We start from the raw sequence: 16,701 nt of genomic DNA on the forward strand, positions 1-16,701 counted from the left end.
CGCGTGGGAGACGTTCGAGGACGCGGGGATCGATCCGACGTCGTTGCGGGGCAGCCGGACGGGTGTGTTCACCGGCATCTGGTCCTCCGGCTACGGAGACCAGGCGCCCGCCGACTCCGAGGGCTACCTCGGCACGGGCGCCGCGACCAGCGTGACCTCCGGTCGGATCGCCTACCTGCTCGGGCTGGAGGGCGCGGCGGTCTCGCTGGACACGGCTTGCTCGTCCTCGCTGGTGGCCCTGCACCTGGCCGCGCAGGCACTGCGCTCGGGGGAGTGCTCACTGGCCCTGGCCGGCGGGGTGACGGTGATGGCGACCCCGCTGGGGTTCACGGAGTTCTCCCGCCAGCGCGGCCTGGCCCCTGACGGCCGGGTGAAGGCGTTCGCCGAGGCGGCCGACGGGACGGCCTGGGCCGAGGGCGCGGGCCTGCTGCTGTTGGAACGCCTGTCCGACGCCCGCCGCAACGGGCACAGGGTGCTGGCGGTGGTACGGGGTTCGGCGGTCAACCAGGACGGCACCTCCAATGGCCTCGGGGCGCCGAACGGTCCGTCGCAGGAGCGGGTGATCCGTCAGGCGCTGGCGAACGCGGGGCTGTCGACGGCGGACGTGGACGCGGTGGAGGCGCACGGCACCGGCACCACGCTCGGTGACCCCATCGAGGCGCACGCGCTTCTGGCGACCTACGGTCAGGACCGGGACGAGCCGCTGTGGCTGGGCTCGGTGAAGTCCAACATCGGCCACACTCAGGCCGCCGCCGGCGTGGCGGGCGTGATCAAGATGGTCATGGCGATGCGGCACGGGCAACTGCCGCCGACGCTGCACGTCGACGAGCCGACCTCGCACGTCGACTGGGAGTCCGGCAACATCCGGCTGCTCACCGAGGCCCGGCCCTGGCCCGACAACGGCCACCTGCCTCGCGCGGGCATCTCGGCGTTCGGCATCAGCGGCACCAACGCGCACGTCGTCATCGAGGCGGCTGCCGAGGAGCCGGCCGGGGTTTCGACAGGGTCCACGGGCGGGGTCGTGCCCTGGGTGCTGTCGGGGAAGTCGGAAGCGGTGCTGCGGGAGCAGGCGCGCCGGCTGGGCGAGTTCACCGCAGTACGTCCCGAGGTGAGCCCGGCGGCGGTCGGGGGCGCTCTGGCTGCCCGCACCGTGTTCGAGCACCGGGCCGTGGTGCTGAGCGGTGTGGAGGCGTTGGACGCCCTGGCGGAGGGCCGGTCGGCGCCGGGTCTGGTCACCGGGACCGCCCGCCCGGTGGGTCGGTCGGTGTTCGTCTTTCCGGGGCAGGGTGCCCAGTGGGTGGGTATGGGCGGGGAGTTGTACGCCTCGGAGCCGGTGTTCCGGGAGGCGATCGACGCGTGTGACGCGGCGTTGGCGCCGTACACGGACTGGTCGTTGGTGGAGGTGCTGACCGGCGGTGGTTCGCTGGAGCGGGTCGACGTCGTGCAGCCCGCGCTGTTCGCGGTGATGGTGGCCCTGGCCGCGCTGTGGCGTGCGCACGGGGTCGAGCCCGATGCCGTCGTCGGGCATTCGCAGGGTGAGATCGCCGCCGCGTACGTCGTCGGGGCGTTGTCCCTGGAGGACGCGGCCAAGGTGGTCGCCCTGCGGAGCAAGGCGCTGGTCGCTCTGGCCGGCCAGGGCGGGATGGTGTCGGTCGGCCTCGGGCACGAGCGGGCCGTCGAGTTCGTGGCCCGCTGGGACGACCGGATCACCGTCGCGGTGGTCAACGCCCCCGGTTCGGTCGTCGTCTCGGGCGATCTGGACGCGCTGGAGGAGCTGCTGGCGGCCTGCGAGGCCGACGACATCCGCGCCCGGCGCCTGCCCGTCAACTACGCCGCGCACTCGGCCCAGGTCGAGGCGATCCGCGAGCAACTCTTCACCGACCTCGCCGACATCACACCGCGCCCGGCGACGATCCCGTTCTACTCCACGGTCACCGGCGAGGAGATCGACACCTCCGCCCTCGACGCCGATTACTGGTACCGAAACCTTCGCGAACCCGTGCTGTTCGACCGGACCACCCGGCTGCTGCTCGCCTCGGGCGGCGACTCCGTCTTCGTCGAGATCAGCCCGCACCCGGTGCTCACGCCCGCGCTGGAGGAGCACGAGGCGGGTGTGGTGACCGGGACACTGCGCCGCGACCACGGCACCCCGGCCGAGTTCCTGGCCGCCGCGGCGCGGCTGTTCGTCGCGGGTGTGCCGGTGCGGTGGCCGTTCCCCGAAGGGGAGCCGGTGGCGCTGCCCACCTACCCCTTCCAGCGGACGCGGTTCTGGCTCGCCGGAGGCGCGGGAGACGTGTCCGCGGCCGGGCTCGACCCGGTGGACCACCCGCTGCTCGGCGCCGCTGTCGAGGTGGGCGAGCAGCGGGTCCTGACGGGTCGGCTCTCCCTGGCCACCCACCCCTGGCTCGCGGACCACTCCGTACTGGGGACGGTGCTGCTGCCCGCGACGGCGTTCGTGGAACTGGTGGTGCACGCGGCCGGGGCGGCCGTGGAGGAACTGGTCCTGGAGGCGCCGCTGACGTTGCCCGCGGACGGCGCGGTGGACGTGCAGGTCGTCGTGGGCGAGCCGGACGGGACCGGCCGCCGCACGGTCGACGTCCGGTCCCGTACGGACGGTTGGGTGCGGCACGCCACCGGCACGGTGAGCGGGCAGCCTGTGGTTGGGCGGGCCGTGGCCGGGCAGGAGCTGACGCAATGGCCGCCGGCCGGCGCGGAACCGGTCACCGGGCTCTACGACACGCTCGCCGCGGCGGGCTACGAGTACGGGCCGGCCTTCCAGGCCGTGCAGGCGGTGTGGCGCCGCGGCAATGAGGTGTTCGCCGAGGTCACCGTGCCGGACGCGGCCCGGTTCTCCGTCCATCCGGCGCTGCTGGACGCCGCCCTGCAACCGCTGGCGCTGCTGTCCGGCACGGAAGGCGACGTGCGGCTGCCGTTCTCGCTGGGCGGGATCGCGGTCCACCGCACCGGCGTGACCTCCGCGCGCGTGCGGCTGACGGTGGTGCGTCCCGGCACGTACGCCGTCCACCTGGCGGACCGGTCCGGCGAGCCCGTGGCGACCATCGAGGCGCTGACCACCCGTCCGATGGCCGAACGCGGCCCGCTGTACGCCCTCGACTGGATTCCGCTGACCCCCGGCGAAGGCGCGCTCGGCGACGCCGTCGTCTCGCCCGGCTCGGTCGCCGAGGCGCTGACGGCCCTCCAGGACTTCCTGGCCGGGCCCGGCGAACGGCTCGTGGTGCGCACGCGGGGCGCGGTCGCCGTCGTTCCCGGTGAGGGAGTGAGCGACCCGGAAGCCTCGGCCGTATGGGGCCTGGTCCGGTCCGCGCAGTCCGAGCACCCCGGCCGATTCGTGCTCGTGGACGCCGACGAGCTGCCCGACGGCCTGTCGGTCGGCGACGAGGACCAGATGGCGGTGCGCCGGGGGGCCGTCTACGTGCCCCGGCTCGTGCGCTCCGCACCGGAGGCGTTCGACGGACGGCTGACGCAGGCGGGCACGGGCAGCCTGGACGACCTCGCCTTCCTGCCGTACGAGCAGGCCCCGCCCGGGCCCCGGGAGGTGCGCGTCGCCGTGCGGGCGGCCGGCCTGAATCTCCGGGACGTACTGATCGCCCTCGGCGTCTACCCGGACCCGGCGCTGCTCGGCAGCGAGGGCGCGGGCGTCGTCACCGAGGTCGGCGCCGAGGTCACCGGGCTGCGGCCGGGTGACCGGGTCGCCGGGCTGCTGCCCGGCGCGTTCGGCCGGGTGGCCGTCGCCGACCACAGGGCGCTGGTGCGCATCCCCGACGAGTGGACGTTCACCCAGGCCGCCACTGTGCCGATCGCCTTCATGACCGCCTGGTACGGCCTGCGCGACCTGGGCGGGCTGAAGGCCGGTGACCGGGTGCTGATCCACGCCGGGGCCGGCGGCGTCGGCATGGCGGCGGTCCAGCTCGCGCGACTTTGGGGCGCGGACGTCCACGCGACCGCCGGCCCGGGCAAGTGGGACGCGCTGCGCGCCCTGGGGCTGGACGAGGACCACATCGCCTCGTCCCGGACCCTGGAGTTCGCCGACCGGTTCGGACCCTTCGATGTGGTGCTGAACTCGCTGTCCGGTGAGTTCCTGGACGCCTCCCTGCGGCTGCTCGCGCCCGGCGGGCGGTTCGTGGAGATGGGCAAGGCCGACATCCGGCCCGGCGTGCTGGCCTTCGACCTGGCCGACGCGGGACCGGAACGGCTGGGGGAGATCCTGGCCGAGGCCGTCCGGCTGCTCGGCGCGGGCGAGCTGCGTCTGCCACCACTCACCACCTGGGACGTCCGCCGCGCGCGGGACGCCTTCCGGTTCATGAGTCGGGCCGCTCACGTGGGGAAGATCGTCCTCACTGTTCCTGCGGATCTCGATGTGGCCGGTACGGTGCTGATCACCGGTGGTACGGGGACGCTGGGGGGTCGTGTGGCCCGGCATCTGGTGGCCGAGCGGGGTGTGCGGCATCTGGTGCTGGTCAGCCGTAGTGGTGGCGGGGCGGCGTTGTGCGAGGAGCTGGCCGGGCTGGGCGCGGAGGTGACCGTGGCCGCCTGTGATGTGGCCGACCGGGACGCGCTGGCGGCCGTGCTGGACGCGATCCCGGCCGCGCACCCGCTGACCGCGGTCGTGCACGCGGCGGGCGTGCTGGACGACGCCGTGGTCGAGTCCCTGACCCCCGAACGCCTCGCCGCGGTCTGGGAGCCCAAGGCACGGGCGGCGTGGAACCTGCACGAACTCACCCGGGGACGGGACCTGACGGCGTTCGTCCTCTTCTCCTCGGCGGCCGGGACGCTCGGCAGCCCCGGGCAGGCCAACTACGCCGCGGCCAACGCCTACCTCGACGGCCTGGCCGCGTACCGGCGCGCCCAGGGCCTGCCGGGGGTGTCGCTGGCCTGGGGCTACTGGGCCGAGACCAGCGGGCTGACCGGGCAGATGTCCGAGGCCGACGGTGAACGCCTCGCCCGCGCGGGCCTGCTGCCGATGGCGACCGACTACGGACTCGGGCTGTTCGACGGGGGCCTGGACACCGCGGAACCGGCGGTGGTCGCGGCCCGACTCAAGGTGTCCGCACTGGGCGACCGGCCGGTGCTGCGCGCGCTGGCACGCGCCCGCAGACCGGTGCCGACCACCGGACTGGCGGGCGAGCTGGGATCGCTTCCCGAGGCCCGGCAACGCGAGATCCTGCTCGACCTGGTCAGGACCCACGCCTCGGCCGTGCTGGGCCGCAGCGACGAGATCGGTGGCGACCGGGCCTTCAAGGACCTGGGCTTCGACTCGCTGACCGGCGTGGAGCTGCGCAACCGGCTCTCCACGGCGGTCGGGACCCGGCTGACGGCGACGATGGTCTTCGACCACCCGACCCCGGCCCGGCTGGCCGAATACCTGCGTGAGGTGGTCCTCGGCAAGGAGCGCCGGACGGTCGCGCCCGTGCCGGTCGGTGTTCCGGTGTCGGACGATCCGGTGGTCGTGGTGGGGTTGGGGGCCCGGTACCCGGGTGGTGTGGGGTCTGCCCGGGAGCTGTGGGACTTGGTGTCCGGTGGGGTGGAGGCGGTGGGGGAGTTCCCGTCGGATCGTGGGTGGGACGTGGGTCGTCTTTACGATCCGGTCGGTGGTCCGGGGACGTCGTACACGCGGTCGGGTGGTTTCCTCGGGGACGCGGGTGGCTTCGATGCCGGGTTCTTCGGGATTTCGCCGCGTGAGGCGTTGGCGATGGATCCGCAGCAGCGGGTGCTGCTGGAGACGGTGTGGGAGACGTTCGAGGACGCGGGGATCGATCCGACGTCGTTGCGGGGCAGCCGGACGGGCGTCTTCACCGGCATCTGGGCATCCGGCTACGCGGGCGGAGTGGACCAGATCGCGCGCGACGCGGACGGCTATGTGGCCACCGGCACGGCGACGAGTGTGACCTCCGGGCGGGTGTCGTACCTGCTGGGGCTGGAGGGTCCGGCGGTGTCGGTGGACACGGCCTGCTCGTCGTCGCTGGTGGCGATCCACCTGGCGGCGCAGGCGCTGCGCTCGGGGGAGTGCTCACTGGCCCTGGCCGGCGGTGTGACGGTCATGGCGACGCCCGCCGCCTTCATCGACTTCTCCCGCCAGCGGGGGCTCGCCGCCGATGGGCGGGTGAAGGCGTTCGCCGAGGCCGCTGATGGTACGGCGTGGGGTGAGGGCGCGGGTGTCGTGCTCATGGAGCGGCTGTCGGACGCCCGCCGTAACGGCCATCAGGTGCTGGCGGTGGTGCGGGGTTCGGCGGTCAATCAGGACGGGGCGTCCAACGGCCTGACCGCGCCCAACGGCCCGTCGCAGGAACGCGTCATCCGCCAGGCGCTGGCGAACGCCGGCTTGCAGGCGTCCGAGGTGGACGCGGTGGAGGCGCACGGTACGGGGACGACGCTCGGTGACCCCATCGAGGCGCAGGCGCTGTTGGCGGCGTACGGCCGGGACCGGGTGGAGCCGTTGTGGCTGGGGTCGGTGAAGTCGAACATCGGCCACACGCAAGCCGCCGCCGGTGTGGCGGGTGTGATCAAGATGGTGATGGCGATGCGGCACGGTGAACTGCCGCCGACGCTGCACGTCGACGCGCCGACCTCGCACGTCGACTGGTCGGCGGGCCGTGTCTCCCTGCTGACCGAGGCCCGGCCGTGGCCGGAGACGGGGCGTCCCCGCCGTGCCGGCGTGTCGGCGTTCGGCATCAGTGGCACCAACGCGCACGTGATCCTTGAGGCACCGGCCCCGGAGCCGGCCGAGAAGACGTCGCCCGAGTCCGCTGCCCACGATCCCGCTTCCACGTCCGCCCCCGCGGCCGTCGTGCCGGTGCCGTGGCTGCTGTCGGCCAAGTCCGAGCAGGCGCTCCGGGCCCAGGCCCGCAGGCTGCAGGCGTACACGGCCAAGGCCCCCGACGTGGACGGAATCTGCGCCGCGCTCGCCGCGCGGACCCGGTTCGCCCACCGGGCCGTGGTGACCGGACCGGAGGCACTGGCGGCCTTGGTGCGCGGGGAGGCGCATCCAGGGCTGGTGATCGGCGAAGCCCGCGACTCGGGCAGGTCGGCGTTCGTGTTCTCCGGTCAGGGTGGTCAGTGGGTGGGGATGGGCCGGGGTCTGTACCGCGAGTTCCCGGTGTTCGCGCGGGCGTTGGACGAGGTGTGCGGGTTGCTGGGGTTGCCGGTGGAGGTGCTGTTCGAGGACGGGGAGGGGGTGCTGGGGGAGACGGAGTTCACCCAGGGTGCGGTGTTCGCGTTGGAGGTGGCGCTGTTCCGGTTGGTGGAGTGGCTGGGTGTGCGGCCGGACTTCGTGGTCGGGCACTCGGTCGGTGAGGTGGCGGCGGCTCATGTGGCGGGGGTTCTGGGGCTGGAGGACGCGTGTGCGCTGGTGGGGGCGCGGGGCCGGTTGATGCAGGGGTTGCCCGGTGGTGGGGCGATGGTCTCGCTCCAGGCGTCGCTGGAGGAGGTGGAGGGGTCGCTGGTGCCGGGGGCCGAGGTGGCGGCGGTCAACGCGGTGGACGCGGTGGTGGTGTCGGGGGACGGGGCCGCGGTGGAGGCTGTCGCCGAGGTGTGGCGGGGCCGTGGGCGCCGGGTGCGGCGGCTGGAGGTGAGTCACGCGTTCCATTCGGCGCGGATGGATCCGGTGCTGGAGGAGCTGGGCCGGGTGGCTGCGGGGCTGTCGTTCGGTGAGCCGGTGATCCCGGTGGTCTCGACGGTGGCGGGGCGTCCGGTGGACCTGGGGGAGCCCGGGTACTGGGTGCGGCAGGCGCGGGAACCGGTCCGGTTCGCCGATGCGGTGGAGTGGCTGGCGGGCCGGGGTGTTACGGGGTTTGTGGAGGTGGGTCCGCATCCGCTGCTGGTGGGGACCGGGTTGATGCGGCGTGGTGGTGATTCTCCGGAGCGGTTGTTCGCGGGGCTGGGGCGGTTGTGGACCGATGGCGCGGTGGGCTGGACGCCACCCGCGACCGCGACGCCGGGTGCGTCGGGCGTGCGGGTGCCTTCGTACGCTTTCCAGCACCAGCACTACTGGCTCCGGCCCACCACCCCGTCGGAGGGCCCCGACGCGCCCGACCACCCGCTGCTGCGGTCCCTGGTGAAGCTCCCCGACGGGCAGGGCGTGGTGCTGACCGGGAAACTCTCCGCGTCCGTCCACCCGTGGCTGGCCGAGCACACCGTGCTCGGTTCGACGCTGCTGCCCGCGATGGCGTTCGTGGACATGGCCGTCCACGCCGGCGAGCACACGGCCAGCCCCGTACTGTCCGAGCTGGTCCTGGAGACGCCGCTCGTGCTGTCCGAGCGCGACGGTGTGCACGTGCAGGTCACCGTCGGCGCGCCCGACGACACCGGACGCCGGCCCGTCACCGTCCACTCCCGCACCGCCGCCGAGCCCGACGAGTGGACCCGCCACGCGACCGGCGTGCTCGGTCCGCCGGCGGACCGGGCGGCACGGGCCGACCGGACGGCCGTGCCCGGGGCCGACGACGGCGAGGCAGCGCCGATCGACATCGGCTCGCTCTACGACCGGCTCGCCGACGCCGGCTACGACTACGGGCCGACCTTCCAGGGTCTCACCGGCATCCGGCGGCACGGCGAGGACCTGCACGCCGAGGTGAGCTTCCCGGCGGACCCCGCGCAGCTCACCGGTTACCGCGTCCACCCCGCGCTCCTGGACGCCGCCATCCAGCCGCTGACCCTGCTCGCCGGCCTCGCGGCCGAGGACGGCGGCGCCGGCGGCAGCCCGGCGCGGCTGCCCTTCTCGTTCTCCGGCGTGTCGGTCACCGGGTCGGCCGCGACGGTCCGCGTGGTGCTGCACCCGACCGGGCCGGACACCTGCGCGGTGCGGATCACCGACACCGCCGGGACGCCGGTCGTGAGCATCGACGAGATCGTCCTGCGGCCCGTCGAAGCGGCGGGTCACGGGGCCGGGCGCCGGCCGAACACGCTGTTCGCCGTCGACTGGACCCCGATGGCGGCACCGGACGGCCCGGACACCGAGACGGTCCTCCACGAGGTCGTCGGCGAGGGCGAGCCGGTCGCGGCCGCCCACGCGGTGACCCGGGAACTGCTCGGCAGGGTCCGGGAGTTCCTGGCCACCGACACGCCGGCCCGGCTCGTGGTCCTCACCGGCGACGACCTCGCCTCGGCCGCCGCGCGCGGCTTCCTGCGCAGCGCGCACAGCGAGAACCCCGGGCGGATCCTGACCGTCCGCCACGACGGCACGGCCGCCTCACGACGGGCGCTCCCCGCCGCGGTGCGCGCCGCCGTGAGCGACGGCGAGCCCGAGATCCGGTTGCGCGACGGAACCGCCCTCGTGCCGAGGCTGGTGAGGGCCGCCCCGGCCGCCCCGGCCGCCCCGGCCGCCCCGACCGGGCCGGCCGGACCCCTGGACGGCGCGCCCCTGGACGGCACCGTGCTGATCACCGGCGGCACCGGCACCCTCGGCGTCCTGGTCGCCCGGCATCTGGTCGCGCGGCACGGCGCCCCGCACGTGGTGCTCGCCGGCCGCCGCGGCGTCGAGCCGCCCGGGCTCCGGCAGGAGCTGGGCGCCGCCCTCACCGTGGTCGCCTGCGACGCCGGTGACCGCGGGGCACTGAGGGACCTCGTCGCCTCGATCCCCGACCTGCGGGTCGTCGTGCACGCCGCCGGGGTCGTCGACGACGCCCTGGTGGGATCGATGACACCGGAACAGATCGACACGGCACTGCGCCCGAAGTCCGATGCCGCGTGGCACCTGCACGAGGCCACCGAGCACCTGGACCTGCGGGCGTTCGTGCTGTTCTCCTCGGCGTCCGGGGTGTTCGGCGCCCCCGGGCAGGCCAACTACGCCGCCGCGAACGCGTTCCTCGACGCGCTCGCCGAGCACCGGCACGCGCGCGGTCTGCCGACCACCTCCCTGGCCTGGGGCCAGTGGGCCGAGTCCAGCGGCATCACCGGGAACCTGACCGAGGCCGACCACCGCCGGCTGGCGAGGACCGGGATGCTGCCGCTGGCCACCGAGCAGGCCCTCGACCTGTTCGACACCGCCCTGTCCGGCGAACGCCCGGCGCTGGTGCCGGTCCGCCTCGACCTCGCGGCGATCGACACCCCGCCCGCGCTGCTGCGCGGACTCGTCCGGCCGCGGCGCGCGCCGGCCCCGGCGACCGGCCCCGGCGGCCTGCGGGCCAGGCTCGAAGCCCTGCCCGAGGCCGAGCAGCGCGCCCTGCTGCTCGACCTGGTCGTCACGCACAGCGCGAGCATCCTCGGGATGGCCCCCGGCGGGATCGACGACCCGCGTCAGCTGTTCCGCGACCACGGCGTCGACTCGCTGACCGCCATCGAGCTGCGCAACCGGCTCAACGCGGCCACCGGGCTCCAGCTCCCGGCGACCCTCGTCTTCGACTTCCCGACGCCCGAACAGCTCGTCAACCACCTCTACGGGCAGCTGTGCTCGCCGGAGAACCGGGTCGCCGGGCCGATGGAGCGCCTGCTGCGCAAGGCCGTCGACGTCGGCCGCGCGCAGGACGGCCTCGACCTGCTGGCCACGGCGTCCCGGCTGAGCCCGGCCACCGACGCGCCCAAGGCCGAGGCGGTCGCCCTCGCGGCCGGCTTCCTCCAGCCGTCGCTGGTCTGCCTGCCGTCCGCGCTGGCGTCCAGCGGCATCGAGGAGTACGGGCGGTTCGCCGCGGCGCTGGAGGCGGTCCGCGACGTCACGGCGGTCACCCTGCCGGGCTTCGCCGGAGACCCGCTGCCCGCGGACGCCGACGTCCTGGTCCAGGCACTCGCCGAGGCCGCGTCGGCCGTCGCCGCGCCGGTGCTGGTCGGCCGTTCGGTGGGCGCGTGGCTGGCGCTGGCGACCGCCGGGGAACTGGAACGGCGGGGGGCCCGGCCCAGCGCCGTGGTGCTCATCGACGGCTACCCCGACGACCTGCCGGGTGTGCTCACCGGCATGCTCGACGCCGGCCACCAGGTCCAGCCGGTCGACGACGACCGGCTGGTGGCGATGGGCCGTTACCTCGATCTGGCCGGCGCCCCGGAGCCCGTCACCGCGCCGGTGCTGCTGGTGGGCACCGGGAAGCGCTCGTGGCCCCGGCTGTCCACCACCGCCCAGGAAGTGCTCACCGTCTCGGGCGACCACTTCACCGTACTGGAGGAGCACTCCGCGGCCACGGCGCTGGCCATCAGCACATGGCTCCTCGACTTCAGCGGATACGGGGCCGGGTTGTCCGCACTCAGGGGAAAGGACTACGCATGATCTGGGACAACGTCTACATCGGCGGAACGGGGCGATATCTGCCGCCCCGCACGCCCGCGACGCAGGCCGTGCCGGACACCGCGACCATGCGGCGGCTGCTCGCGCTGTCGGACTTCGTGTCGTTCACCCGCTCCGACGACGTCACCGAGCACGCGATGGCCGTGCACGCGGCGATCGGAGCCCTGCGCGAGTCCGGCCTCAGCGGCGCCGACATCTCCATGGCCGCCTACGCCCAGATGGACCACCAGGACCACATGGCGTCCTCCTGCCACCTGCAGCGCGTCCTCGGCCTCGGCCACGCCCTGGTCTACGAGGTGGAGGCGACCAGCAACGGCGGCTCGGCCGCGCTGCAGTCCGCCGCCGCGCACCTGGTGGCCGACCCGGCCGCGACCGCGACCCTGGTCACGGCCACCGCCCGGTTCCTGCCGCCGCGGTGGGAACGCTGGCAGCCCACCATCGGGATCTTCCTGGCCGACGGTGCGGTCGCGGCCGTGCTCAACCGCGAGGGCGGCCGGGCGCGGCTGGTCGCGACCGCCAACAGCTCCGCGACCCAGATGGAGGTCCTCGCCACCCCGACGATCCCGGACCCCGAGGGCCACCGCAACCGTACGCCGATCGAGGTCACCGGCCTGGCCCCGTATCTGACGCTGATGAGCGGGGCACTGGTCACCGCGGTCGAGCAGGCCGCCGAGGAGGCCGGCGTCGGCGTCGCCGACATCACCAGGTTCGTCGTCACCGGTCTGGGCCTGGCCCAACTGGAGGTCGTCGTGCTGGAGCCGCTCGGCATCGACCTGGGCCGCACCACCTGGCCGATGCTGCGCGAGCTCGGCCACGTCGGGCCGTGCGACCAACTGCTCGGCATCGACCACCTGCTGCACGACGAGACCCTCAATCCCGGCGACACCATCATGTCGATCGGCCTCGGCATGGGCTCGCGGTTCACCGCCTCCCTGCTGGAGGTCACCGAGCCGCCCAAGCCCCGTACGACCACCACCTTCACCGAGCCGGTGCGCGCGCAGGCCCCGCCCGCCGACGCGTACGTCATCGACCCCTCGGGCGGCGACATCTTCGGCGAGGCCGCTGCCTTGCGCGAGCGCGGCCCGGCCACGCCCGTCGAACTGCCCGGTGGCGTGTCGGCCTGGGTCGTCACCGGGCACGACCTGGCGAAGAAGCTGCTGCTCGACCCGAAGGTCTCCAAGGACGCGAACAAGCACTGGCCCATGTGGCGCGACGGCGACATCCCGCCGGACTGGCCGCTGATCATGTGGGTCGCGATGCAGAACATGTTCACCGCCTACGGGGCCGACCACACCAGGCTGCGCAGCCTGGTGGCCAAGGCGTTCACCCCGCGCCGCATCGAAGGGATGCGGCCGCGCGTCGAGGAGATCACGGCCGGCCTGATCGCCGACCTGGCCACGGTGCCGCCGGGGCAGACGGTCGACCTGCGCGCACGGTTCGCGTTCCCGCTGCCGATCCAGGTCATCACCGGATTGTTCGGGTTGACCGCGCAGACCGGCGCGGACCTGCGGCGACTGGTGGACGCGGTGTTCAGCCTCGACGCGGACCCGGCGGGCGTGCAGGCCGCCTCCGGCGAGCTGTACATGCTGCTCAAGGAGCTCGTGGCCGCCAAACGGCGCGACCCCGGCGACGACATGACCAGCGACCTGATCGCCGCGCAGGAGGCGGACGGCACACGACTGTCCGAGCGGGAACTGCTGGACACCCTGCTGCTGACCATCTCCGCCGGCTTCGAGACGACAGTCAACCTGCTCGACCACGCCGTCCACGCGCTGGCCACGCACCCGTCCCAGCTCGCCCTGGTCCGGTCCGGGACCAGCACGTGGGAGGACGTGGTGGACGAGACCCTGCGCTGGCAGGCGCCGGTGCCGAACCTGCCGCTGCGGTACGCCGTGGAGGAGATCTCCGCGGACGGCGTGCGGATCCGCAAGGGCGAGGCGATCCTGCTGTCCTACGGCGCGGCCGGCCGCGACCCGGCGCAGCACGGGGCCGACGCGAAGGACTTCTCCGTCACCCGGCCGTCGCGCGCCGACCACCTCACCTTCGGGCACGGCGTGCACTACTGCCTCGGCAGCCCCCTGGCGAAGCTGGAGGCGACGACGGCGCTGTCCGCGCTGTTCTCCCGCTTCCCCCGGCTGCGGCTGGCCGTCCCGTCGTCCGAACTCGAGCCGCTGGGTTCCTTCTTCACCAACGGGCACAAGACTCTGCCGGTCATCCTGGAGGAGAGCTGATGGCCCATTTCGCCTTCGTGAGCGCGCCCGCGTCCGGGCACGTGAACCCGACCCTGCCGCTGGTCGAGGAGCTGGTCCGGCGCGGTCACCGGGTCAGCTACGCCACGGGACCAGCCACCATGGACGCCGCCTTCGCCGCCGGGGCGTCGCCGGTGACCCTGCCCTCGCAGCTGCCGCCCGACATGGCGGCGCGGGGCGAGTTCACGGCGGAACAGCTCGCCGTGACGATGGAGTACTACCTCGACGACGCGCGTGCCTCTTTCCCCGTCCTGGCCGAGCACTTCTCGGCCGACCCGCCGGACGCGGTGTGCTACGACTCGGTGACCTTCACCGGGAGGATGCTGGCGAACCTGCTCGAGGTGCGGGAGGTCTCCCTGGTGCCGACCTTCGCGGAGAACGAGTCCTTCTCGGCGGCGCAGGTGTACTTACCGGCCGACTTCGACCACACCAACCCCCGGCTGGTGGCCGCGATTCAGGACATGGGGAAGTTCGCGCAGGGCCACACCTTCCTCGAGGACCCGAACCTGATGTTCGGCTACGTGGCCCCGACGAGCCTGGTGTTCATCCCCCGCGAGTTCCAGATGTCGGGGGACACCTTCGACGAGCGCTTCCACTTCGTCGGGCCGTCGCTGAGCAGCCGGCAGACCGCTGAGGAGTGGAGCCCCCGGTCGCAGGCCCCGGTGCTGCTGATATCGCTGGGAACCGTCTTCAACGACCGGCCCGAGTTCTACCGGACCTGCATCGAGGCGTTCGGGGACAGCGACTGGCAGGTCGTCATGGCGGTGGGCGGGCTGGACCAGGAGTCGCTGGGCCCGATCCCGGCGAACGTCGAAGTGCACGCGCACGTGCCGCAGGTGGCGGTGCTGCGACACACCGAGGTGTTCCTGAGCCACGCCGGGATGAACTCGGCGATGGAGTCTCTCTACCACGGGGTGCCCTTCGTGGCGGTGCCGCAGATCCCGGAACAGCGGGCGATCGCCCGGCGGGCGGAGGAGCTGCGGGTCGGCAGGACGCTCGCCGAGCCGACCGTGCAGGGCCTCCGCGACGCCGTCCAGGACGTCCGGTCCTGCCGCCCCGGGGCGGCGGCCCTGAGCCGGATCGTGCGCGGGGCGGGCGGCGCGTCAAAGGGGGCGGACGTCCTGGAGAAGCTGCTGACGCGGTAGCGGCCGGACTCCACCGGGCAGTCCGCACCCGTACCCCGCCCGGTGGAGCCCGTTTCCGCGTACGGTCTTCGGCTGTCACCGGACTACCCGCAATCGACGTGGCGGCCATACGACGAGAACGGCCCGGCCTGTTACCTGCCGCGAACTGATGCACCCGTATTCTCGTGAGTCCCGTGAAACCCTTCGGTTGTCTCCCAGTACGAAAATTCCGTGCAGGGGTACGTCGACCCGCGTCCCGTTGTCGATCGAGCCGTCCGCCCGGGCGCTGCCGCCGACAAGAACGCTGTCCCCTCCTGTGGCGGCGACGCGCTTGACCATCCTGCGCCCGTCGGTACCGGAGGTGAAGACCACGACCTGGCCGCGAGCGGGACAGTGCCGCGTCAGTACCGGCCTCCGGACGACCAGGAGACGGTCGTCGACAAGTAGTGTCGGCGCCATGGACTCCGTTGCTATCCGAACGAAACAGGTCAACGAAGTCACGGCAATGACTGCCAGCGCCAATCCGGTCAGGTATATGATCTCGGCAGGGTGCACTGGTCGTTCCCCCAGCCGGCCGTCGGAAGGCCTGCTCCGCGATTCCTCGGCGGGGCAGGCGTGGCATTTCAACGGCCAAGTTCGAGCCTGAAGTCGGGGATGGCGTGACGTTGATCTCCGATCCTGAGGACAGCCGAGGCCCGCCTCACCTGGTACTTGATGTCCCCCAGAAGCACATAGCCGCTTTCTCGCGCCGAGAACGGGGCCGGAAGAAGGCCCTCGTCGAATCCCTCGGAGGTGACGATATCCAGCTCGACGTACGAGGACGGCTCGGAGATGAACCGGGTCAGCTCCAGAGGGAACCAGACGGTATCGGTCTTGAATGAGTAGTGAACACTGCCGCCAGGTGCGAAGTTGACAAACTCTGACGAGTCTTCCCGCGCGCTGTGGAAATATGAGCGGAGGAACAGGTCCTGACGCCCGCCGTTGTAGACGATCACGGCGCGCTGGAGTACCAGGCTGCAGGCCACGAATGATCCAGGATCAGTGACGCTCGGATGGTCCACCAGCGCCATGAAGATGGTATTGCCGCTCTTGAGATAGCTTTCGTAGACGCTCAGGGCTTCGGGCTCCATCTCGATTCCGTGGCGTCCTTGCCAGCGCACCAGCTCGTCGGGAGTCCATGCAGTGCAGGCGTTGAACACCTCGGACGTGCGAAGGTTCTTCAAGTACTTCTCGGGGTAGTCCGACGGAATCCCTGGCCCGGTGGCCTGCTCGACCCGCTCGAAGATACCGCCGTTCGCCACCCTCACCCGTGCTTCTTCGGGGGCGGGCCCCGACCATGTGACGACGAGTCCGCCGTCAAAGTACATGGGTGCGTCACCGCACTTCAGATCGGCATAGGCAGGTCGCGAAAGGCGGACCATGAGGCCTACCAGGACAACTGCCATGCACGTCATGACAAAAATAAGCATGAGGCTCTCCCGTCTGTCACAATCTCTATGCTTGGGGAGCTTTAAGAATCAGTGAAGACGTGTCGCGCGCACGCAAAATGCAGTGGAGACAATGGGGGCAGATGATCCCAGGAACCACTGGGCTTGCTGTCAAGCCTAGTCGCCGCCGACATGATTCGCACCCGTACGGTAACCGTTCCGTCACGGCTGCGGCCCCGGGATGGGTTGCGATCGACATCTGTCATGTGTCCGTCCAGCACGTCTGACCGCCACCAGCCTTGGGGGCGCGGAGAGAACTGGGGGCGCAGCCGGCCATCACCTGTGCGCGTCACGACGGGACCAGTTGGGCGCCGCTTCCTCAACACGCCGGCTTGACAGGGAAGGCGAAGTCACCGAATGGCAGGCCGAGCACCACCGCGACCACAAGCACGTCCGAGCCCGCGTCGAGCACGTCTCCGCCCGGATGAAGGCCTGGAAGATCCTGCGCGATTGCCGTCTCAAGGGCGACGGCGTCCATCACGCCATGCTCGGTATCGCCCGCCTGCACAACCGCCGCCAAGCCGCGTAGCCGAGCGCAGACCGGCGACCGACCGACCCCGCCCCCGACGCCCCGTACGAGCCCCCGCCCACTCCCCCGCCGGGCGGGGGAGTGG

The 16,701-nt window shown here is 72.6% G+C and carries 5 protein-coding genes and 1 pseudogene; 4 read left to right on the forward strand and 2 right to left on the reverse strand.

All coding sequences use genetic code 11. From position 1 onward, the window contains the following. From ACWGKU_RS35930 to ACWGKU_RS35940, 3 genes are all read left to right on the forward strand, one after another. Positions 1–11,209 (forward strand): SDR family NAD(P)-dependent oxidoreductase (locus tag ACWGKU_RS35930; protein ID WP_452191714.1); only part of this gene is annotated, 11,209 nt, incomplete at its 5' end. Beyond that, the gene (locus ACWGKU_RS35935) at positions 11,206–13,458 is read left to right on the forward strand and encodes a cytochrome P450 (RefSeq protein WP_452180784.1); all 2,253 of its coding nucleotides are present in this window, start codon (positions 11,206–11,208) and stop codon (positions 13,456–13,458) included. The genes ACWGKU_RS35930 and ACWGKU_RS35935, both read left to right, overlap by 4 nt. Continuing rightward, complete coding sequence (locus ACWGKU_RS35940; RefSeq protein ID WP_452180783.1) at positions 13,458–14,621, forward strand: macrolide family glycosyltransferase; 1,164 nt, start codon at positions 13,458–13,460, stop codon at positions 14,619–14,621. Before ACWGKU_RS35935 ends, ACWGKU_RS35940 begins: the two co-directional genes overlap by 1 nt. A gap of 75 nt (positions 14,622–14,696) precedes the next feature. On the opposite strand, the gene lepB is transcribed toward ACWGKU_RS35940, so the two are convergent. Next, positions 14,697–15,155 (reverse strand): signal peptidase I, encoded by a 459-nt coding sequence (gene lepB / locus ACWGKU_RS35945; RefSeq protein WP_452180782.1) that lies wholly within the window; start codon positions 15,153–15,155, stop codon positions 14,697–14,699. Positions 15,156–15,223: 68 nt separating this feature from the next. Next, positions 15,224–16,045: a hypothetical protein gene (locus ACWGKU_RS35950; RefSeq protein ID WP_452180781.1), complete on the reverse strand. Its 822-nt coding sequence runs from the start codon at positions 16,043–16,045 to the stop codon at positions 15,224–15,226. A gap of 409 nt (positions 16,046–16,454) precedes the next feature. Here ACWGKU_RS35950 and ACWGKU_RS35955 point away from each other — a divergent pair. Then, a pseudogene (locus ACWGKU_RS35955) lies at positions 16,455–16,616 on the forward strand (IS5/IS1182 family transposase); the annotation flags it as partial. Between the last annotated feature and the right edge of the window lie 85 nt (positions 16,617–16,701).

This window comes from Kitasatospora sp. NPDC054768, assembly GCF_053612025.1.

Excerpts from the sequence above, each read along its gene's own strand:
- ACWGKU_RS35935 (WP_452180784.1), top strand. The coding sequence starts at position 11,206 with ATGATCTGGGACAACGTCTACATCGGCGGAACGGGGCGATATCTGCCG.
- ACWGKU_RS35940 (WP_452180783.1), top strand. The coding sequence starts at position 13,458 with ATGGCCCATTTCGCCTTCGTGAGCGCGCCCGCGTCCGGGCACGTGAAC.
- ACWGKU_RS35950 (WP_452180781.1), bottom strand. The coding sequence starts at position 16,045 with ATGGCAGTTGTCCTGGTAGGCCTCATGGTCCGCCTTTCGCGACCTGCC.